The organism is Endozoicomonas ascidiicola, from assembly GCF_001646945.1.
GTDB lineage: Bacteria > Pseudomonadota > Gammaproteobacteria > Pseudomonadales > Endozoicomonadaceae > Endozoicomonas > Endozoicomonas ascidiicola.
Genome location: NZ_LUTV01000003.1, coordinates 16,765 through 37,672 on the forward strand (window position 1 = coordinate 16,765; position 20,908 = coordinate 37,672).

Here is a 20,908-nt window from a genome sequence, read left to right on the forward strand (position 1 = left end):
TCTCAGGGCAACAAATATGGCAAGCAACATGGCAAATGGAAACCAGCCATCCGGCACATTGAACAGAATCAAAGCGCTTTGCAAAAGCCCATCATGGGCCAGTTTTACCGGCCTTTTCGGTATTGATGTCTCCGCCAGTGAGCCATTGATACAAAGTGCGCCTGAAGAAACCCCAAGGCAAACGGCTGAATTACCCACTGACGAAACACTGGATATACCCGGAAAAATCAACCAGTTTAACGGTGTATATCCCGCCGATGACGCCATGAGTGCTGATCTATCGAAACAATTGCGTCAAATGTTCAACAGTTTCTCTGAAGGCGATGATGATATCGCGACCCAGTTTGATATGGATTTAGTAAAAGGTGTGAATTTCCAGATCACTTCTGCAGCCATGTCTTTCGATTCATCTGCCACAAGAGAAGAACACAAAAAGGATAAAGACCTGATTGTCATCTGCAAAGAAGCACTGAAGGTCTTTTCGATTGAGAGTTGTAACGATCTAGGCGCAGCCAAAAAGATGATGATGGTCTTGGCTAACTTCTGCACGCTGGCACCCTACAGCGCCATGGATCAATATTTAAAAAACTTTGGATATTCACTGTTTGGCAAAGGCTTCGGCATTATTGCTGTTGGAGCCAAAAGGGAATCTGAATTTGCCTGCTTGCCAGACGGTAAAGTGTCCCTTAGTTTTTCCTGCTGTTTCAATGAGTATAACTTGATCGACAACAGTGAAAGTCGTGAAAACTATCACGTTGAGCAGGCAGTGATTGTACAACTGAAAGTGATCATTAACCCTGGTAGTCCAAAAGAGTGGAAGTTTGATGATGTTTCTATTGAAGCTCAGCCCATGATCGGCTGTGAACCAAGCTAGCTAGCCAGCTAGCTGACGACTGTTGTATAACGTGCGATAATTCTAAGTTATCGCTTTGTCTTGTTTTTATTTTTGTAACAGAGCCTTCTTCTTTCTGGTTGGTTTCTGAAATACTACTCTTCTCTGTTATTACCGCTACTCATTATGCCGTCATCAACTCACGAAAATTTCGCACCTTATAATCCGCTGAAAAACACTCTGGGACGCTTTGTGTTCTGGTTAATGGGTGGGTGGAAAATTGAAGGCACACTGCCTGATCTCAATAAATATGTGATCATCGTCGCCCAACATACATCCAATTGGGATTTTGTTATTGGCGTCGCCGCCAAACTTATTCTGAGAATCCGAGTGCGCTTTTTTGGCAAACATTCTCTGTTTTCGGGTCCTCTGGGCATTCTAATGCGTGGGCTTGGTGGTATTCCCATTGAGCGCAGCAAATCCATTAACCGAGTGGATCAGGCGGCTAAAGAGATCCGGGACAGTGAAAAATTTATTCTGGTGATTGCTCCAGAAGGTACCCGTTCCAAAGTACAGCGCTGGAAAACCGGTTTCTACCATATTGCCCGGGGCGCAGATATTCCTGTGCTGCCTATCTCTTTTGACTTCAAAGCCCGAAAAGTGGTGATAGGTGAGCCGATTGATCTGACTGGCGACCTTCCTCAGGACTTCGAAAAGATGCATGAGTTCTTTTTATCTCATCCCGGCAAAAGGCCGGAGCTTGGCTGTAACGGCCCATTCGACACACCTGGCATCTACAACAGCTGATCTTCCCATTGCAGCACAGGTTCGATACAGTGTCGGAACAATAAGAACACTGTATAGGACCTACATGCCACTGATTCAGTTTGTTACCCATGACGGTAACCAATACGAAGCAGAAATTGAGACTGGCAGCACGCTAATGCAAGGTGCGGTGGATAACATGATCGATGGCATTCTTGGAGAGTGTGGCGGCTCATGTACCTGCGCCACCTGCCATTGCTACATTGATGAGCCATGGATTGACGTCACCGGTCGTGCAGAAGGCTCTGAACATGAAATGCTGGATGTGGTTCGTGAGCCCAGAGAGAACAGCCGGCTCAGCTGCCAAATCGTCGTAACCGATGCGATGGATGGAATGGTGGTTCATTTACCAGAGTCCCAATACTAAGAAGCTGTTCACAATCTTTCTGCGAGCTGTAAACGACCATGAATAGATTCTAAAACTCTGCAAAACCTGAGCAATAGGTTAGACTCTCCCAAATAAACCTGACCTTTCATAGGGTTATTGCAAATCATTCGCAATCAAGTGCGCAGCGATAACCCTGAGCTAACCAGCACTCAGGAGTATTCCATGCTCAGTCCAACAATGATCGAAAAACTCAACGAGCAAATTAATCTGGAGTTTTACTCCTCCAACCTTTATCTGCAAATGGCTTCCTGGTGTGAAAGCCAGAGCCTTGAAGGTTGCAATGGGTTTCTTCGCCGCCATGCCCGGGAAGAAATGGAGCACATGCAAAAACTGTTCGATTATGTCAACGAGACCGGTGCCATGGCCGTCCTCGGTACTATTCAGGCTCCACCTCAAGAATTTGAAACGGTCCGCAATGTGTTCCTCACAACCTATGAGCATGAATGCACAGTGACTCAAAAAATCAACGAGCTGGCGCACACGGCCTTTACCGAGAAAGATTACTCAACATTCAACTTTTTACAGTGGTATGTTGCTGAGCAACACGAAGAGGAGAAGCTGTTCAAAACCATTCTTGATAAAATCGACATGATTGGAATGGAAAACAAAGGGCTCTACTACATTGATCAGGAAATTGCCAAACTACTAAAAGAAATGCCGGCACCTGCAATTTAATTGGCAGTTAGCATGAACCGGCCTTATGCTCTAAGGCTGGTTTCTTATTTATGTTTGCCTCATGACCCGAAAGCTCATTACCTTTTCCTGCTACCTTCTACTGGCTGGCTGCAGTTTATTTAATCCAGCCCCGGCACAAAAGCATGCTCAGTTCAGCGATCTAAAAGGCTGGAGCAATGAGCAGGCGATTGCTACACGTCCTGCTCTGTTGAAAAGCTGTAACCACCTGAACCCCTCGGTGCTGACGGACAACAGTTTGTGGGGCAACTACGATACCTGGAAATCACTGTGCAAAGAGTTGGCACAAACACCAGATCGCCAACTCAAACTCTTTTTTGAGCAAAACTTCAAACCGATTTCCATCGCGCCACAAGAAAAGGGACTGTTTACGGCGTACTACTCGCCAGTGATGCCCGGCAGCCTGCAAAAAACACCTGAATACGCCATTCCTCTTTTAAAGCTACCCAAGGATTTGGTGAGAGTTCGACTTTCCGATTTTGGCATGAGCGGCCAACTGGTGGGTCGCCTTGATCGAGGCTTTTTAAAACCTTACGGTAGCCGGGCTGACATTAATCAAACCGTGCCTAAAGACAGCGATGTGTTGTTATGGCTGAAAAACCCTGTGGATAAATTCTTCCTGCAAATTCAGGGTTCCGGCAACGTTGAACTGCCGGATGGAAAAATCATGCACGTTGGTTATGCCGGCCATAATGGCCACAACTACGTAGCCATAGGCAAAGTGTTGAAGCAGGAAGGCGAGCTGGAGAATGTCTCCATGCAAACTATCCAGACATGGCTGGCAGATAATCCAGACAAGCAAGACTGGCTGCTAAACCAAAACCCACGCTATATTTTCTTCAGCTTTTCAAATGAGGGTGCCATCACTGCACAGGGCGTTCCTGCAACATCAGAAAGAACATTAGCTGTTGATCCATCCTACATTCCCCTTGGCGTTCCAGTCTGGCTCGATACAACCCTGACAGCAACTGGCGAACCGTTCCAACGAATGATGGTTGCCCAGGATACCGGCAGTGCAATTAAAGGTGCGGCTCGGGGTGATATTTATCTTGGGCTGGGTGAGGAAGTTGAGCAACTTGCGGGCAAACAACAAGCAGCAGGGAAACTATACATATTGATACCATTATAAATCCACGCAGAGATGTAAATATAAAAATCATCTCTTATCTTCTGGGATATTCTTGGTGACCTTTTCAAACGCAGCTGTTTGCATATTCACACCCAACAGCGCACCATAAAACCTACCGCCATCAAAGTCATACCCAATCACTTTTTTTGGTATTGGGGTGTCTTTGATTAGAGTGTTCAGTGTGAATAAAGTATCGTTTCCAGCTTCCTCTGAAAGAACAAGCAATAGTATTGGCTGCTTGGTACTCAATATTTCTTTGATCATTTTTGGTTCAGGGGAGCTACATAAGTAAACAATCTCGTTGTTATTTTTTTTATCCTTGTAATAATCAATAATCTGCTTAACGCTCTTTTTCCTCACCGTTTCTGATGGCCAAGGAACGGATATCTTTTTAATATCTGAAGTTAATAGTATTTTTATACCAGCATCTTTCAATACTGCACTAAGCAGTCCTACACCAGCCCCAACTTCTATTTTATTTTTAGGTAATTTCTCGAATAATGGTTTAACTGCCTGACCAAAAGACTTACTGAACATCTCGTAGATACAACGATCTGAACCAATACGTCCGGTAACTCTGTGTATCGAAAAATAATTTGCAACGACGACACTAATTCTCGAATAGCAATGCCCATCTGGCAAACTAACATTTTCTTTGTTAGCAGCTGAATAGCCCTTAAAATCTAGTAGCATAAGCTCTCTACGTGAGTGTATTCTCTCCGGAATTTCTCGATCACACACCTTTTTCATGGCATGAACTTGATCTTTCAGAGTATTTAAAGAAGGTTCATCTAGCCTGTATTTAGATGTTTCAGTCTTAAAATACCTAATCATTTCAGCCATCAACAAGAATGACACATCAACATTTCTTTCTTTATCGATATTTAACAATTCTGAAAAATCATGGTTCGAAAACATTAATTCAATTTTTTTTCGGATAGAGATGACTGAGGTTAGATCCAACTTATTGTAAACATCTTTTAAAAAATCCATTCCACTTGGTGGGTCAATGTGAGCGACTGATATTCCAGCTACTTTTCTATCTTTAGTGCTTATATCAAAAGGGTTCACTGAACCAGCCGCCCCAAATAAGTTTGCACGGCATCCTTCCACTCTTTCTTCGGTAACCTTTCTTGAAAATGCACTCACACTCACCTTATCTTTCGAAAAAAATTTGGAAATATCGTGCATTAGAGCTGCTTCGTCTGAACTACTAATTCGAGCGTCCATTAAGCCACCAGGATAACTTTGATTAATTGGTCAAATAGACAGGAATTAGAGCAAATAGTTTAATCTAATTATTATTTTTTCTTAGCCCTTGGATGCGCCTTATCGTAAACCGCTGCCAAATGTTGAAAATCCAAATGGGTATAGATCTGGGTAGTTGAGATATCGCTGTGGCCCAACAGCTCCTGAACCGCCCGTAAATCACCGCTGGACTCCAGTAAGTGACTGGCAAAGGAGTGCCGGAGCATATGGGGATGAACACTGACCGGCATTCCCGCTTCCCGGGCAAACTGCTGAATTCGATTTTGAATCTGCCGTGTACTGATCCGCTTCCCAGGCTTGGACAGAAAGACCGCCTCACCGCTATCTGCCGTCAATAAAAGAGGGCGACAGGCAAGCCAACGTTCCAGCGCTGCCCGGGCTTTGGAGCCAACAGGCACCACACGTTCTTTACTGCGTTTACCTATTACTCGAACTTGACTAAAGCCGTTGGAAAAGCTGTCCAGATTCAAAGCGGTCAACTCTGCAAGCCGCAGGCCGGAAGAATAAAAAAGCTCCAGAATCGCCAGATCCCGACATTTTAATGGATCGTTATCTGCCTGCCCTGCCAAATCATCCAACAGCTGGCCGACCTGATCTGCGTCCAACGTAATGGGTAACGGTTTGCCCATTTTCGGAGCCCGCAGTAGTTGTGCGGGATTATTCGCTACTTCACCACGGGATAGCAAAAACTGATAAAAACGACGAAGTGATGATATCAAGCGTTGCAAACTACGGCTGGAAAGCCCTTCGCCGTGCCAGAGCCCTAACCAGTTTTTCAGCTGTCGCTCCTGAATCTGTTGCCAGCTTGAAACATCATCCAGCACCATTTGCTTCATCACTCGGGTTAAATCCCGCTGATAGGCTGAAATAGTGTGTGGAGAATGTTGTTTTTCATGGCGCAGATAATTGATAAATGCATCCACCTGGGGCTGGAAGGCACTGAAATCCAAAGGCTCTTTCATAAAGGATTAATCATGAACGCATATGCCGGGCAAGTACTCTGCTGAGCACATCACCCAGGTAAGAAATAAAAACAGTTCCCATACCTGCTTTGAAGTGTTCTTTGTCACTGCTGCCCAAAGCAAGAATGCCAAGCTGTGGAGGATCAATCAGTGAGTAATTCAATGGGATGATCGCAACCGAACCTACTTTTTCCGATTGCTCCTGAAAAAGAAAATCCATCTCTGCAGGCGTCACCTGACCACTCACCGCTTTACCACTGGACAATAACGAACCCAAAGCCATATTGGCGACATCGTTATGCTCAATACGTACGGGTAAACTCATGGGTTTATCGCTGAACAGCATGAGAGAATGAAACTCAATGCCAAATTCATGGTTCAGGCTGTCACTGATGGTGTCGATCAGTTGTTCAAGGTCTTTACTTTCCAACAGTGACAACACCAGCAGACGCATCTTTTCAAACAGCTGCTCATTTTCTTTGGCATTTTCTGAGAGCCGATTCAGCTGATAACGATAGTCCAGCGCCCGTTCTCGCAGCAGGGCAACCTGCCGCTCCACCAGCGAGATAGTGTCGCCGCGTTTGTGGGGAAGAGTTAACTCCAACAGAAGGTCATCGTGATCAACAAAGAAGTCAGGATGCGCCTGCAAATAGTCAGCGACCTGCCTGGCCGTTAAGGCTTGCGTTTCCTTTGCTTCAACAATCTCTTCTGTCATCGTTTCAAGCCTTTTGGTTTCAAGCTTTTATAACCGGGTATAACCTTCGTACACTCGGGTTGCCGGACCAGTCATCATAACCGGACTGCTCTCCCCCGCCCAATAAATGGACAGCGACCCACCGGGAAGATTCACTTTCACATGAGCATCCAGAAGCCCACGTAACCGCCCCGCAACCACCGCTGCACAAGCGCCGGTACCACAAGCCATGGTTTCACCAACGCCTCGTTCAAACACTCGCAGGTTAATTTCTTCCCGGCTGACAATCTGCATAAAGCCCGCGTTGCATTTTCTCGGGAAGTCCGGATGAGCTTCAATTAATGGCCCCCATTTTTCAACCGGTGCGGTTTGGGTGTCATCAACCACATAAACACAATGGGGATTCCCCATGGAAACGGCAGACATTTCAATAATGTCATCATCAACTTCCATCAGGTAAGTCTCTTCACGTTCATCGGCAGTATAGGGAATCTGCTCCGGCTCCAGCCGTGGCAAGCCCATATCCACCGTGACGTCGCCGTTATCTTCGATAGTCAGTTCAATGTTGCCACCGGCGGTCTGAACACGAATGCGGTCCCGACCAATCAGCCTTTTATCACGCACAAACTTGGCAAAGCAGCGGGCACCATTGCCGCACTGCTCTACTTCACTGCCATCGGCATTGAAAATCCGATAGCGAAAATCCATATCCGGATTCGTTGGCGGCTCCACCAGCAACAGTTGATCAAACCCCACGCCAAAACGACGATCAGCCAGACGGCGGATTTTCTCAGGCGGCAGGCGAACATTCTGGGAGACCATATCGATCACCATAAAATCGTTGCCCAGACCGTGCATTTTTGTAAAGTGAAGGAGCATGACTGTACTTTGGTTCCGCAAATTAAATTCTGTATTTTCTCGCTCCCACACGGTGCGAGGCTGCCGCAAAAGCTCTGGTTCCCATGCTTTTATGCCCTTTGGGTATTGCGTGGGAACCCATATGCCTATCTCTCTGAAAATTAAGAGATATGCATTCCCACGCGGAGCATGGGAACGAGATGTTTGTTTTTTTTGCGACAGTCTCGGTGCATGGGAACGCACATCAATCACTATTCTATCGGCTTAAGCTTCCGGCAAAAGACGCTCTGAAGCAAACTGCTCTTCAATGGTCTCTCGCTGACGAACCACATAAGCCTGATCACCATCCACCATAATCTCGGCAGCCCGGTTCCGGGAGTTGTAATTGGAGCTCATCACAAAACCATAGGCACCGGCGGAATAGACCGCCAGCAAATCACCTTCGAGTACGGTGAGCGGGCGATCTTTACCAAGAAAATCGCCACTTTCGCAGACAGGGCCAACCACATCGTATTGATGGCTTTCTATGTCAGGTCGCTCAACCGTATTCACAATGGTGTGCCACGCGCTGTAGATAGAAGGCCGAAGCAGATCGTTCATCGCGGCATCCACAATGGCAAATTTTTTCTCAGCGGCCGGTTTAATCAGCTCAACGCGAGTTAGCATAATGCCAGCCTGGGCGGCGATGGATCGGCCCGGCTCAACCATCAGCGTTAAATCGCCATAGCCTCGTTGCACCAAGTGCTCTTTCACCGTCACCAGATAATCCGATGGGGAAGGAATGGTTTCATCCTGGTACTGAATGCCCAGCCCGCCGCCAATATCCAAGTGCTTCAGCGTAATGCCTTTGGTTTTCAGTTTGTCCATCAACATCAACAAACGATCCAGCGCATCAATAAACGGCTCGGTGGTCGTCAGCTGAGAACCGATATGGCAATCCACACCGACAATCTCAATATGGCTCAGCTCTGCCGCACGGGCATACACATCTGGCGCGCGATCAATATCAATACCAAACTTATTGTCTTTCAAGCCGGTGGAGATGTAAGGGTGCGTCTGGGCATCCACATCCGGGTTCACCCGCAGGGAGATACGAGCCACCTTATTCATACTCAGGGCTTCTTCCTGAATACGCTCCAGCTCCTGCTCCGATTCAATATTGAAACAGTGAACACCCACTTCAAGGGCACGGCGAATCTCATGGCGCTGCTTCGCGACGCCGGAAAAGACCACTTTACCCGTATCACCGCCGGCAGCAATCACTCGTTCCAGCTCACCAACAGAAACAATATCAAAACCGGCACCCTGCCTTGCCAGCACATTCAAAACCGCCAGGTTACTGTTGGCTTTGACGGCATAACAAATCAGATGCGGCCAATCCGCCATGGCCTGATGATACGCCTGAAAATTGGTTTCCAGCGCTCTGCGGGAATAGACAAACAACGGCGTGCCATACTGCTCCGCCAGCTGTTTCACCGGCAGCTTTTCAGCATACAGCTCATTATGATGCTTATTATTACTGCTTTCTGTCGATGACTGAAAAGTGAACCACTCCATAAGGTATCTATTCCCCGTGTTACTGGCTGTTTATTATAAAAGTTTATCCGGGAAGCTGAACGGCAGCTTCGCTGGTTGCCTGAGATGTTTTCGGCAGGTAGAGATCTCCTTTCTGTCCACAACCGGCCAGAAATAGAACCATAAAGGTAGCAGCAGCAAACAATCTCATCACACAGTCCTTTCCATATGAATAGCAAGCGGACAGTATAACTGCCCTGCCCATCATGCCTCTAGTTCTAAATGCTATCCGCGGCACCTGTCTCAGGTTAAAATCGACCCTGTTCTTATACATTGTTGCTATTTACTGCTGGAATCATCCGATGAACGAAAGCCAATATACCGAACTGCTGGACGGCCTGATGCTGGCCATTGAAGACGCCATCGATGATTCCGGGCTGGACATCGATTATGAAAACTCTGCAGGCATCATGACGCTAACCTGTCCGGATAACAGCAAAATCATTCTCAGTCGCCAAACACCACTATTGCAACTTTGGATGGCAGCACGCAGCGGTGGTTTCCATTTTGACTACCACGTTGAAGAACATGAAGAACAAGGTGAATGGTTGCTGGATGGCAAAGGCGAATCGTTTTTGGTGATGCTCAACCGTTGCCTGAGCGAACAATCTGGTGAGCCAGTCAACTTAACCCTTTAAATTCTTTGCTAAAAACACGGCAGACATAATTCAATCTTCTATACTCCAGTCCTGCTGCAACCATTAATGTTGCAGCGATGGGCTCTGTCAACGTGATAACAATAATACCTAACCCACGTCTGTTATCTCTCTTTCACTACTACTAATAACAACTCTTGCAGCGTCATGGGGCCACCACCGATATGAGCAACCTGCATCAAACGGACTTTTATCAATGGACCCGGGAACAGGTCGAACTGCTTCGGCGTAACCAGTTTCGCCGGCTTGATCTACAAAACCTGATCGAGGCTGTAGACGACCTTGGTCGTGGACAACTGGAGCAGTTGGAATGCCATCTCACCCGAATACTGGTGCTGTTGCTGAAATGGCAGATACGCGCCTTCCGGGAAGATTTGCGCACTATGCACCGCTGGTACCAAAGCTGGTTTATGGTGATTGAATATGGCTTGAAAAAGGAACGGGCGGCCATTAGCCAGTTACTAATGAAAAATCCCAGCCTGTTTAAATTGCTGGAAGAGTCGGTTCTGGAGTGCTATCCCATTGCCTGTCAGGATGCTTCCAAGGAGTTGGAAATTCCTGTGGAAGAGTTCCCGGATACGAATCCGTGGTCGTTGGAACAGATTATTAGTGATGATTTTCCGGGGAAGGGGGAATAAAAAACGGACAGCTTTCGCTGTCCGTTTTTAGGTATAGATGCTCTGGAGTTAGAACAGTCTATTAGAAGGTGTAGCCAGCTTTCAGGAATACGCGAGTTTCGTCTTCCTGGTCATTCTTGATTTCAACTTCTGGCATGTTGTAGGCAACGTCCACACCAACAAAGGTGTTGCTGCTCATCTGGTAGAAACCAGCTACGTTGAACTGCTTGTAAGACTCAAATTTATCGTCATGGTCAACTTCACCGTAACCAGTAGACAGCGTCAGAGTGTTGAATGTGCTGGCAGCAGATACGTAGAAGCCATCATGCTCCTCTGAAACGTTTTCTGCAGTGAATACTTCAGCTTTCCAGATGTTAGCGCCGAGCTGTACAGCACCTAAGTCGATATTACCAGTGACAGTGGAAACTGTATCTTCCTCGCCCTTAATCAGAGAAGTAGCATTTCCGTCGTCATCACGGTAAGCGGCGTCTTTCTTCTCATAACCCGCATAAACGCTGAACATATCAGCTTCAAAGCCAACATATCCGTTATAGCCACTTTGCTTGCCTTCTTTCTGATCTTTATCTTCGTCAGTTTCGAAGTAAGAAACGCCGTAAGCAAAGCCAGAAACGCCACCTTGGAACTTAACAACGTCGAATGCGTCAGAAGCGTCTGGAGCGCTCATGCCGAATTCGTAAGTCATGTCGCCAGCACCGTCAACTGCGTCCAGAGCGGTGTCGTTTTCCAGAGCGTAAGACAAAGTACCGAAACCGAAGTCGTAACCGATCCAAGCTTTGTCTAGGTCGGAGACAACGTCTTCATCCATACCACGGCCGTATTCAGCTTTGATATCAACTTCGACGTAACCAACGATGCCGCCGTTTTTGTAGCTGGTTTCCAGCTGCAGAACAGTTGCGCCATCAGTCATATACTTTTGGTCTGCATTGTCGTTGTAATACCCACCAACAGTCGCTTCACCACCAATCGTGAACTGGTCAGCCGACAGTGGTTTGATTTCAGCCATTGCCTGGCCAGCGAATACGGAAGCGACTACCGCTGCAAGAATTGTCTTCTGCATGTCTCTACTCCTGAACATTTTGTGTGATGTGTTGTGTTTAGTGCGTCGTCTTTCTTCTTGTGCATGGATTGCGGTGAACGGCAATCACGATGCGGACAACTTGTTGGCTTCGATTATTCAAGAGTATTTGCACTGCGGTCACATCACTAAAACAGATTTGCGTATTCGTTTTTTAGATACAGAAGAGGACTAATTTCTTTTTGCTGCCGGCTACTTTTTACTCAAAACCTGAAAAAACCTTACAAAATAAGCAGAATAACGCCTTTATGGCGCCATAATGCAAAGAAATGAACTATTAGCGTAAATACGTATTTGCCGCAAGAAACAAACTCAAACAGTTTCTACCAAGAATTAATTTTTCATTCTTTTGACGCACATCAAAATTTGCACTCCCGGCCATTGAATTATTGCCGCAGCCCTTTTAGCGCAACACTAACAAGATTTGTGAATCTGTTCACATATACTGTGAAATCGTCGTATTTAAACGCCTCATTTCTGCCCTTAGGGAAGTAGCATGTAAGAAAATACCAGCACCCCGTCATTCTCGCGAAGGAGGTTGTCGCAAAAGCTCTGGCTCCCATGCTTTGCGTGGGAACCCATACATCCAACTCTTTGGAAATTAAGAGGTATGCATTCCCACGCGGAGCATGGGAACGAGAAGTATGGGGTTTTGCGACAACCTCGAAGGCGGGAATCCACAACGACAGTGGATCTCCGCCTTCGCGGAGATGACGATGGTATGATCTTCCCTTTCACTTCCCTTAACAGAGTTGAGGCATAGGCAAACAGGAAATCAGAAAGAACAATCCAACCCCATCTGCCAGAATCCGATTTCCAGCCGGGTTGCTTCACGGAAGGTTTGAGCCAGTGAATCCATACGACCAGCGTTGTATCGAGTGGTTGCCAGCTGATCCAACTTTTCGATCTGGGCTTTAGCGCCTTCTTGAAACTCTTCACCACCGTAAGTTTCTATCCACTTCCAATAAGGGTTGCCTTCGCGGAGGGTGTTTGGATCATTTTTCAGGCGGAAGCCAATTTCAGCGTAACCCACAGCACAGGGAGACAACGCCGTATAAAGGTCAAGAATATCCCCAGCCATGCCTCGTTCCAGCACATAACGGGTGTAAGCCATATTAGAGCGCGCTTCTGGAAGACTGATGACGTCTTGTTCAGATAAACCCCATTCACGGCAATAGTCCAGATGAAGTGTCATTTCACCAAGAATGCCATCGACGGATTTGGAAGCGAAACGCATCTCTTCCAGATTATCCGCCTTATAAACCGCAAGGGAATACGCTCTGGCAAAATGAATCAAGAACAGATAATCCTGCTGCAGATAGTGACGAAAACACGTTTCAGGCAACGTGCCATCCGCCAGCCCTTGAACAAACGGGTGATAGGTGTAATCGTGCCAGTCTTGCTGGCAAGTGGCTTTCATTCGGCCATAAAGCGTATCGGCTTCGGCAAAAAGAGGAGTGTTTGCGCTCATCACAGAATGTCCGGAACGGTTGGTGAGCGCATATCATACAGAGGAAGGCGTAGGTCGGTAACCCGAAGGGTTGCCGATCTAAGGGACTGTCTCTGAATAACCTCATTGCCCAGAGAAGCGCTTTCCGTTTACCGTTATCCGTTTACCGTAAAAGCACAAGCAGCAAGGCTTTTACGGATAACGGATAACGGATAACGGTTCTGGCTAAATGTAGAGGTTATTATGTGACAACCCCTAACGGTGTTATTTTACCAGCACAGAGTGGCCAGTCATTTCTGCAGGTTGTTCCAGCCCCATCAAATCCAACAGTGTTGGTGCCAGATCTGACAAAATACCATTCTTCAAATGCACTTGCTGCGGGCCAAAGTAGATTAACGGCACCAGCTCGGTAGTGTGAGCAGTATGCGCCTGACCAGTGGATGCATCCTGCATTTGCTCAGCATTACCGTGATCCGCAGTAATCAGACACTGACCGCCGACTTCATCCAGCGCTGCCACCACACGGCCAATGCTTTCGTCAACGGCCTGCACTGCTTTCACGGCCGCATCAAAATCACCGGTATGGCCAACCATGTCGCAGTTGGCGAAGTTGCAGATAATCAGATCGTGAGCACCACTGCGAATTTCTTCAACCAGACGATCAGTGACTTCCGGCGCACTCATTTCTGGCTGCATATCGTAAGTCGCTACTTTTGGAGACGCCACCAGCACACGCTTTTCACCTTTGTACGGTTCTTCACGACCACCGCTGAAGAAGAAGGTGACGTGAGCATACTTTTCAGTTTCTGCGATACGAAGCTGGGTTTTACCCAGTTTCTCCATGTACTCACCAATGGTGTTCACAAGATCGCTGGGTGGGTACGCACAAGGGGCGTCAATGTCCGCCGCGTATTGCGTCAGCATTACAAAACCCGCCAGTGCAGGAGTGCGTCCACGCGGGAAGCCATCAAAATCTTTTTGAACAAATGCTCGGGTGATTTCCCGGGCACGGTCAGCACGGAAGTTCATAAATACCAGCGCATCGCCATCGTTCAGGGTGACGGAGCCGCCAGTGGCCGTGGCTTTAACGAACTCATCGTTTTCATCACGCTCGTAAGCTGCTTTCAAACCTTCAACGGCATTCGCTGCCGTAAATTCTGCTTTGCCATCGTTAATCAAATCGTAAGCCTGCTGCACACGATCCCAACGGTTGTCACGGTCCATGGCAAAATAACGACCAATCAGGCTGGCAACACGACCAATGCCTTTTTCTTTCAGCAACTTGTCCAGCGCAGCCAATGATGATTCGGCGCTGCGTGGTGGCGTATCACGACCATCCAGAAACGCATGAACATAGACTTCTTTCGCACCACGGCGAGCGGCCAGTTCGACCATCGCGTGAATATGATCTTCATGACTGTGCACACCACCGGGAGAGAGCAGCCCCATCAGATGAACCGCTTTGCCAGCGGCTACCGCTTTATCCACAACGGACACAAGCACTTCATTATCGAAGAAGTCGCCATCTTTAATGGCTTTGGTGATGCGCGTCAGTTCCTGATAAACCACACGGCCAGCGCCAAGGTTCATGTGCCCAACTTCACTATTCCCCATCTGACCATCTGGCAGGCCTACGTCCATTCCGGAACCAGACACCAGGCTGTGCGGACGCTCATTCCATAGCTTTTCCAGCACCGGTGTTTTTGCTGCGTGAATCGCGTTGCTGTCAGTTTCTTCACGATGGCCAAAGCCATCCATAATAATCAGGGCGGTAGGGGTACGTTTTTCAGTCATGGATCTAAACCTTGGCGAATATGTACGTAGAGTAGAATGGAATGCTTCGCATTCTACCGGCTTCGTCGCCGGTTTCCAGTGAATTGGCAGTGATTGCAAACTATCACACAAGGATACGAAAACCGCTGAAACCTTGTGTTGGTATGTGCTTTTTGCTGAAATTTTGTGAGCTGCACTTTGATCTGCACATAGCTACGATCCATTCTAGCGCCAAAGTGACTTTTTAGCCTGCCAAGCCACCCTTTCCCTTACTTTCCTGCCGGCAGATCAGTATACTGCTGCGTTTTCATTATTCAGACTGACAGCTTGTCCAAATGGAACAATTCATTGAGTTTGTGATCAATCATCCACTGCACGTGGGTGCACTGGCGGCACTGGCTGGCGCTCTGGCCTTCACAGAAATGCGCAAGGGCGGGCAGAGCGTTTCGACTGCCGAGCTCACCGGCCTGGTAAATAGGGACTTGGGCGTAGTGTTGGACGCTCGCGAAAAAGCCGATTTTGCCAAGGGCCATATTGTGAACGCCATCAATATTCCGTTCACCAAAATCAAAGAACGAGCCACCGAGCTGGACAAATACCGCGAGCAAACCATCATTGTGGTGGATGCGATGGGTCAGCACAGCGGCAGTGTCGTAAAAGAACTGAAAGCGGCCGGCTTTACTCAAGTTGTGCGCTTGAGTGGTGGCATGAACTCCTGGACTTCAGACAGCCTGCCAGTGGTTAAGAAATAAGCAAAAGAAAACACTGGCTGGACAATCTGGATAGCCCGACTCACAATGCTTGAGTCGCATGTGGCCAATCATTGGATGCACAGCATTCCATGGTTGGGCGCTTATGTAGATTATCAAAATTAAGGAAATGACAATGGCTGAGAATCAGCAGCAGGCCTCGCAGCCGCAGGCGCCACAGTTTGCACTGCAGCGTATTTATGTGAAAGACATCTCTTTTGAATCGCCAAAAGCGCCAGAGATCTTTCAGAAGCAATGGCAGCCAGAAGTCAAACTGGACCTGAGCACCAGCAACCGTCCGCTGGAAGAAGGTTTGTTCGAAGTGGTTCTTTCCCTGACAGTGACTGTTGAGAATGGTCCTGAAGGCAGCAAAGAAACTGCATTCGTAACTGAAGTACAGCAAGCAGGTGTTTTCCTGGCCAAAGGTCTGTCAGAAGACGAACAGCACCGCACTCTGGGCGCTTTCTGCCCGAACATCCTGTTCCCATACGCTCGTGAAGCCATCGACAACCTGGTACTGCGCGGCAGCTTCCCTCCGCTCATGCTGGCACCAGTTAACTTCGACGCTCTTTACATGCAAGCTCGTGAACAGCAGGCGCAGCAGAAGTCAGAAGCTGAGTCCGTTAACTGATTCAGCGACTCGCTTTGTCTCCCATGCCTTGCATGGGAGTTACCCTTCCCTATTTACCATTCTTTGCTTCTTCCCTTGTTACCATCTACAGTCTTCTCAAAGGATATGCCAACAACAAGGTCAGCAATATGCCCGATCTCTACGACAGTGATTTCTACTCATGGACGCAGCAGCAGGCTCACCTGATTCGCGAAGGTCGAACAGCAGAGCTGGATCTGCAAAATATTCTTGAGGAGCTGGAAAGCATGGGCAGGAACGATTATCGGGCATTGCAGTCCCGGCTAACCGTACTCTTCATGCATCTGCTGAAATGGCAGTACCAGCCAGAAAGACGCGAACAGGGTTCGAGCTGGGAACGAACCATTAAAGAACAACGTAAACAGATCCTTCGTTTACTGGCAGACTCACCCGGCTTAAAAGGAAAACTCACCGCCATGCTGCCCACTGCATGGAATCGTGCACTGGAAGATGCCCAGGACGAAACCGGCCTGCCAATTAGCACGTTTCCACAAACCTGCCCCTGGAGCTTCCAGCAGGTTGTTGATAAAACGTTCTGGCCATCATAATTCAACGACCTCCGGCAAACCCCATCTGCCGCCAGGCTTCGTAGACAACCACGGCGACGGTATTGGACAGATTCAAGCTCCGACTCTCCGGCAACATCGGCAACCGCAGCACCTGCTCTCTCGGTAAAGACTCCAGAACATCCGCAGGTAAGCCTCGGGTCTCCGGGCCAAATATCAACGCATCACCTTCTTTGAAATCACAATCACTGTAATTACTGGTGCCTTTTGTGCTCAAGGCAAGCACTCGACCGGGATGCACACTTTCAAAAAACGCATCAAAACTGGCGTGAATTTTCAGCTCTGCAAACTCGTGATAATCCAACCCGGCGCGCTTTAATCGTTGGTCATCCAGCTCAAACCCCAACGGCTCAATCAAATGCAAACGAAAACCGGTATTCGCACAAAGGCGGATAATATTGCCGGTGTTCGGTGGGATCTCCGGCTGATAAAGCACGACATCAAGCATGAGTCATCATCGCTGCTGAAAAACGCAATCATAGAACAATCCCCAACAACGTTTAACTATTCCTGCATTTTTTTGATCACAAGGTGTTCCCATGCTTTGGGTGTCGCAAAAGATCATTAAAAGCAGATGTCGTAGGTCGGTAACCCAAAGGGTTGCCGACAATCAGCACCTACAGGCCTTCGAGATGTCGGCAATTCTTACAGAATTACCGACCTACAGGTTTCGCGACAGTCTCGTGTTACGTGGAAACGAGATGTTTGGCGTTTGGCGTTTGGCGACAACTCTTTTCTAGGAAAGGGTGACGTCCTGAAGGTTCTCAAATTCGATTTGAAACAACCACTAGACGACCGGTCTAATTTTAATTATAGTGCGCTTCATGACAGTAAAAACCGAAACCACAAAACAGCACATACTGAACACCGGCTACGAACTCATTCTCAGCAAAGGGTTCAGTGCCATGGGCCTTGCCGAACTTTTGAAAACGGCAGAAGTACCCAAAGGCTCGTTCTACCACTACTTCAATTCAAAAGAACATTTTGGTGAAGCGGTGATTGCAGATTACTTTTCCAACTACGTTGAACTGCTGGATACATTGTTTGTACAAACGCCAGGCTCCGGGCTTGAGCGACTGATGAACTACTTTGAACGCTGGCTGGAATTTGAAAATGGCCGCTGCAAAGCCCACAAATGCCTGATCGTAAAACTGGGTGCCGAAGTTTCCGACCTGTCTGACACCATGAGAGAAGAGTTACTGAAAGGCGCTGAGCTGATTACCGCTGCCATCGCCCAGTGCATCGAACTCGGCATTAAAGACGGCTCAATCGATTCGCAAAATAGCCTTAGCTCAGCAAACACGCTTTACCATTTGTGGCTTGGCGCAACCCTGATGAGCAAGCTGACCCAAAGCCTTGAGCCATTGCAATCGGCGTTAAACGCCACACGTTCTCTACTGAAAAAATAAAATCAATAGCAACAACAACACCGAACTGACTACCCTGTCATTCCGAGGAGAAACCATGTCACAAGCACAGAATCGCCGTTTCGTTTTGGCCTCACGCCCACAAGGCGCGCCTACTCCCGAAAACTTTCGCCTGGAAACTGCAGAGATTCCTCAACCTGGTGCCGGCGAAGTACTGCTGAAAACGATGTACCTGTCCCTCGATCCGTACATGCGTGGTCGTATGAATGATGCGAAATCCTATGCCGACCCTGTGGCCATTGACGAAGTGATGGTGGGCGGTACCGTCGCCAAAGTGGTTGAATCCAACCTTGAGGGTTTTGCGGCTGGTGACTGGGTATTGTCGTTTACCGGCTGGCAGGATTACGGCATTTCTGACGGTGAAGGCTTACTCAACCTTGGCCAATCACCAACCATGCCTTCTTACGCTCTGGGCATTATGGGCATGCCGGGCTTTACCGCTTACATGGGCCTGCTGGATATCGGCGCACCTAAAGCGGGCGAAACGGTGGTCGTTGCTGCAGCAACAGGCCCTGTGGGTGCAACGGTTGGGCAAATCGCCAAACTGAAAGGCTGTAAGGTGATCGGTATTGCCGGTGGCGATGAAAAATGCAGCTATGCCAAAGAAGTTCTGGGTTTTGATGCCTGCATTGATCATAAAGCAGACGACTTTGCCGCTCAGCTTAACGCCGCCTGTGACAATGGCATCGACGTGTATTTCGAAAACGTCGGCGGTAAGGTATTTGATGCCGTTATGCCACTGTTGAATACCAGCGCACGGGTTCCGGTCTGCGGCTTAATCTCACAATATAATGCAACCTCCCTGCCAGAAGGGCCGGATCGCATGTCCATGCTAATGGGTACTTTGCTAGTGAAGCGCATCAAAATGCAGGGCTTTATTATCTTTGATGACTACGCTGATCGTTACCCTGAGTTTGCTCAGGATATGACCACATGGCTAACAGAAGGCAAAATCAAATATAAAGAGCATCTGGTAGAAGGCTTTGAGAATGCACCGGAAGCATTTATTGGCCTTCTCGAAGGAAAGAACTTTGGCAAGCTGGTGATCAAAGTGAACGACGACTGATTATTGACGTCGCCATAAAAAAGCCGCCGTTTCATTTCTGAAGCGGCGGCTTTTTTGTATCCAGCGATTTAGCTTAAAGCTGTATGGGTAAACCCAAGAATCATCACCAGTGTTAAAAACAGGGTTAAATGATTACCCGCACAGCCATAGCGGATTTGCTCTTGATCGTTACGGTTTTCGTTATAGGGGGACAAATCCATTGTCTTCAGCCTCAAATCAAAAATGCCTACAAAGAGTGCTCGTTTCATCAGTCTTCTAACTACTTAAGAATAGTGACCGGAATACTCTTTCTATAACGGATGCTATGAATGGTTTCTCAGGAGGATGATCGGTTATCAACCTGTAAAAGTGCGAATGCGGCTGCACAGGTTAATGAATGACTCGCGCTCACATCAACATTGAACACATTGTTTCAACAGTCTCGCCTTCTTCACCAATAAAAAACGATGCGTCGAAATCATTGAATGTATGAGCACTTATTTTGCGAATAAACATACTCAGGCAACGTTGCGCTATAAGCATTCGCCACAGTGAAGGTATATTTCGTGACTCAAATCACAAAAAAGCTTGAGTATTATTCCGGAATGTTGAAAAATTTAAACTCGATATAAGATCTTGCCTGATCTTGACCTTCTGATTAATGAGTAACCAGAGTTCATCGTCAGGCATACTCTGAGCATTTGGGGCTGTAGCGGTCTAGCTTTACTGGTTTAACAATAACAACGGTTAACAGGCTACAGAAACCATCGTGAAGGGGAAACATACACTGTCGGGTAATGGTTACATGTGTTTTGTGTTCTGAGGGAGCAGTTTTGTGTGTCATTGCGTGAGAAGAAGCGGTTAAAGCCGCCAGATGTATCTGCTCCCAACAATTCACACGACTCAAAACCACGAACCCATGCCCACTTTTAACCACAACTTGCAGAAGATAACTGCATGGGGGCAATAAGAATGAAAATGTTTAAGACTTTGGCACTAGGGGCTGCGGTTTCTGTGGGGTTGTTGGGGGCTTCTACAGCAACTGCTTTGACTCAAGGTGATTTAGCAAATGAATCCATCGGCATTTTTGATATCACTTTAGAGATAGGGTCGGTCGTACAAATTAATAGTCTTGAGAATTTACCGCTAACTTATGTACCCGGAGACTCTCCTGATGGGGGCAAGGCAAATGGCATCGTCGAGTTCTGTGTTTACTCAAATGCGGCCTCCAACGGGTATAAAATCACTGCAACTGGAGCCTACAATGATGGCTCAAATCAAGCAGGTTTTGCCCTGGGAGACAATAGCGGAGCATCTATCTCGTATCAGGCATGGATAAAAGCACAGGCTTTAAATGCTTCTTCAAGTGATATTGCCATTCCTGCAAATGGGGGTCCGGTCTCAACAACGTTAACAGGCTCTGGCACTCTTAACTGCGGTAACACAGACAACACTTCCATTTTTGTGGAAACAGAAAACAATCTCGAAACCAAAGATATTGGTAACTACATCGGTACTTTAACCCTGACCGTTGAGCCAGCTTGACCTCATTCCCACGCTTTTATGCCCTTTGGGTACCGCGTGGGAATACATACCAAATCCTTCAGCTATAACGCTGCCGGAGAAAAGAAAAAGAACGCTCCCACGCACAACAT

The 20,908-nt window shown here is 47.5% G+C and carries 24 protein-coding genes; 13 read left to right on the plus strand and 11 right to left on the minus strand.

The annotated features are described in order from the left end of the window. Positions 1–16: 16 nt before the first annotated feature. The 5 genes from AKL11_RS07535 to mltA all read left to right on the plus strand — a co-directional run bounded on the left by AKL11_RS07535 (position 17) and on the right by mltA (position 3,867). On the plus strand, positions 17–874 hold the full coding sequence (locus AKL11_RS07535) for a hypothetical protein (protein ID WP_067516081.1): 858 nt from the start codon (positions 17–19) through the stop codon (positions 872–874). Between the two features lie 144 nt (positions 875–1,018). Next, positions 1,019–1,639 carry a lysophospholipid acyltransferase family protein gene (locus tag AKL11_RS07540; protein WP_067516083.1) on the plus strand — a complete coding sequence of 207 codons (621 nt, stop codon included), beginning with the start codon at positions 1,019–1,021 and terminating at the stop codon, positions 1,637–1,639. Positions 1,640–1,703: 64 nt separating this feature from the next. Then, positions 1,704–2,024, plus strand: coding sequence for a 2Fe-2S iron-sulfur cluster-binding protein (locus AKL11_RS07545; protein WP_067516085.1), 321 nt, complete (start codon positions 1,704–1,706; stop codon positions 2,022–2,024). Positions 2,025–2,207: 183 nt separating this feature from the next. Next, entirely contained in the window at positions 2,208–2,720 is a 513-nt protein-coding gene (ftnA, locus tag AKL11_RS07550) for a non-heme ferritin (RefSeq protein ID WP_067516087.1), read from the plus strand. 61 nt (positions 2,721–2,781) lie between these two features. Next, positions 2,782–3,867, plus strand: a complete 1,086-nt coding sequence (gene mltA, locus AKL11_RS07555) for a murein transglycosylase A (RefSeq protein ID WP_067516089.1) — start codon at positions 2,782–2,784, stop codon at positions 3,865–3,867. A gap of 27 nt (positions 3,868–3,894) precedes the next feature. On the opposite strand, the gene AKL11_RS07560 is transcribed toward mltA, so the two are convergent. The 6 genes from AKL11_RS07560 to lptM all read right to left on the minus strand — a co-directional run bounded on the left by AKL11_RS07560 (position 3,895) and on the right by lptM (position 9,376). Next, positions 3,895–5,097, minus strand: a complete 1,203-nt coding sequence (locus AKL11_RS07560; RefSeq protein ID WP_067516091.1) for a hypothetical protein — start codon at positions 5,095–5,097, stop codon at positions 3,895–3,897. Between the two features lie 71 nt (positions 5,098–5,168). After that, on the minus strand, positions 5,169–6,098 hold the full coding sequence (gene xerC / locus AKL11_RS07565; RefSeq protein ID WP_067516093.1) for a tyrosine recombinase XerC: 930 nt from the start codon (positions 6,096–6,098) through the stop codon (positions 5,169–5,171). A 10-nt stretch (positions 6,099–6,108) separates the two neighbouring features. Beyond that, positions 6,109–6,813: a DUF484 family protein gene (locus tag AKL11_RS07570; protein ID WP_067516095.1), complete on the minus strand. Its 705-nt coding sequence runs from the start codon at positions 6,811–6,813 to the stop codon at positions 6,109–6,111. Positions 6,814–6,840: 27 nt separating this feature from the next. After that, entirely contained in the window at positions 6,841–7,671 is an 831-nt protein-coding gene (dapF, locus tag AKL11_RS07575; protein ID WP_067516097.1) for a diaminopimelate epimerase, read from the minus strand. Positions 7,672–7,914: 243 nt separating this feature from the next. Further along, positions 7,915–9,207 carry a diaminopimelate decarboxylase gene (gene lysA / locus AKL11_RS07580; RefSeq protein ID WP_067516100.1) on the minus strand — a complete coding sequence of 431 codons (1,293 nt, stop codon included), beginning with the start codon at positions 9,205–9,207 and terminating at the stop codon, positions 7,915–7,917. A gap of 43 nt (positions 9,208–9,250) precedes the next feature. After that, complete coding sequence (gene lptM / locus AKL11_RS25065; RefSeq protein ID WP_157673461.1) at positions 9,251–9,376, minus strand: LPS translocon maturation chaperone LptM; 126 nt, start codon at positions 9,374–9,376, stop codon at positions 9,251–9,253. Positions 9,377–9,527: 151 nt separating this feature from the next. Between lptM and cyaY the strand changes: the two genes are divergently transcribed. Both cyaY and AKL11_RS07590 read left to right on the plus strand, forming a co-directional pair. Continuing rightward, the gene (gene cyaY, locus AKL11_RS07585) at positions 9,528–9,863 is read left to right on the plus strand and encodes an iron donor protein CyaY (RefSeq protein WP_067516102.1); all 336 of its coding nucleotides are present in this window, start codon (positions 9,528–9,530) and stop codon (positions 9,861–9,863) included. A 182-nt stretch (positions 9,864–10,045) separates the two neighbouring features. Further along, positions 10,046–10,519, plus strand: a complete 474-nt coding sequence (locus tag AKL11_RS07590; protein WP_067516104.1) for a DUF29 domain-containing protein — start codon at positions 10,046–10,048, stop codon at positions 10,517–10,519. A gap of 61 nt (positions 10,520–10,580) precedes the next feature. Here the strand turns inward: AKL11_RS07590 and AKL11_RS07595 are convergent, their stop codons facing one another. From AKL11_RS07595 to gpmI, 3 genes are all read right to left on the minus strand, one after another. Next, entirely contained in the window at positions 10,581–11,576 is a 996-nt protein-coding gene (locus AKL11_RS07595) for a porin (RefSeq protein ID WP_067516106.1), read from the minus strand. A gap of 793 nt (positions 11,577–12,369) precedes the next feature. After that, complete coding sequence (gene tenA, locus AKL11_RS07605) at positions 12,370–13,065, minus strand: thiaminase II (RefSeq protein WP_067516110.1); 696 nt, start codon at positions 13,063–13,065, stop codon at positions 12,370–12,372. A 243-nt stretch (positions 13,066–13,308) separates the two neighbouring features. Beyond that, positions 13,309–14,838, minus strand: a complete 1,530-nt coding sequence (gpmI, locus tag AKL11_RS07610) for a 2,3-bisphosphoglycerate-independent phosphoglycerate mutase (protein ID WP_067516112.1) — start codon at positions 14,836–14,838, stop codon at positions 13,309–13,311. A 314-nt stretch (positions 14,839–15,152) separates the two neighbouring features. On the opposite strand from gpmI, the gene AKL11_RS07615 reads away from it, so the two are divergent. The 3 genes from AKL11_RS07615 (at position 15,153) to AKL11_RS07625 (ending at position 16,763) form a co-directional block, all read left to right on the plus strand. After that, entirely contained in the window at positions 15,153–15,569 is a 417-nt protein-coding gene (locus AKL11_RS07615) for a rhodanese-like domain-containing protein (protein WP_067516115.1), read from the plus strand. A gap of 133 nt (positions 15,570–15,702) precedes the next feature. Continuing rightward, positions 15,703–16,197, plus strand: a complete 495-nt coding sequence (gene secB / locus AKL11_RS07620; RefSeq protein WP_095210257.1) for a protein-export chaperone SecB — start codon at positions 15,703–15,705, stop codon at positions 16,195–16,197. Between the two features lie 32 nt (positions 16,198–16,229). Then, positions 16,230–16,763: a DUF29 domain-containing protein gene (locus tag AKL11_RS07625; RefSeq protein WP_216636777.1), complete on the plus strand. Its 534-nt coding sequence runs from the start codon at positions 16,230–16,232 to the stop codon at positions 16,761–16,763. Position 16,764: 1 nt separating this feature from the next. Here the strand turns inward: AKL11_RS07625 and trmL are convergent, their stop codons facing one another. Further along, entirely contained in the window at positions 16,765–17,229 is a 465-nt protein-coding gene (gene trmL, locus AKL11_RS07630) for a tRNA (uridine(34)/cytosine(34)/5-carboxymethylaminomethyluridine(34)-2'-O)-methyltransferase TrmL (RefSeq protein WP_067516119.1), read from the minus strand. Positions 17,230–17,605: 376 nt separating this feature from the next. Between trmL and AKL11_RS07635 the strand changes: the two genes are divergently transcribed. Then, complete coding sequence (locus AKL11_RS07635; RefSeq protein ID WP_067516120.1) at positions 17,606–18,190, plus strand: TetR/AcrR family transcriptional regulator; 585 nt, start codon at positions 17,606–17,608, stop codon at positions 18,188–18,190. Between the two features lie 55 nt (positions 18,191–18,245). Next, positions 18,246–19,274 carry an NADPH-dependent curcumin/dihydrocurcumin reductase gene (curA, locus tag AKL11_RS07640; RefSeq protein WP_067516122.1) on the plus strand — a complete coding sequence of 343 codons (1,029 nt, stop codon included), beginning with the start codon at positions 18,246–18,248 and terminating at the stop codon, positions 19,272–19,274. Between the two features lie 68 nt (positions 19,275–19,342). Here the strand turns inward: curA and AKL11_RS26430 are convergent, their stop codons facing one another. After that, a complete protein-coding gene (locus AKL11_RS26430) occupies positions 19,343–19,474 on the minus strand; it encodes a hypothetical protein (protein ID WP_301335651.1) in 132 nt (43 codons plus the stop codon). Positions 19,475–20,225: 751 nt separating this feature from the next. On the opposite strand from AKL11_RS26430, the gene AKL11_RS07650 reads away from it, so the two are divergent. Beyond that, the gene (locus AKL11_RS07650; protein ID WP_067516126.1) at positions 20,226–20,798 is read left to right on the plus strand and encodes a hypothetical protein; all 573 of its coding nucleotides are present in this window, start codon (positions 20,226–20,228) and stop codon (positions 20,796–20,798) included. Positions 20,799–20,908: the final 110 nt, after the last annotated feature.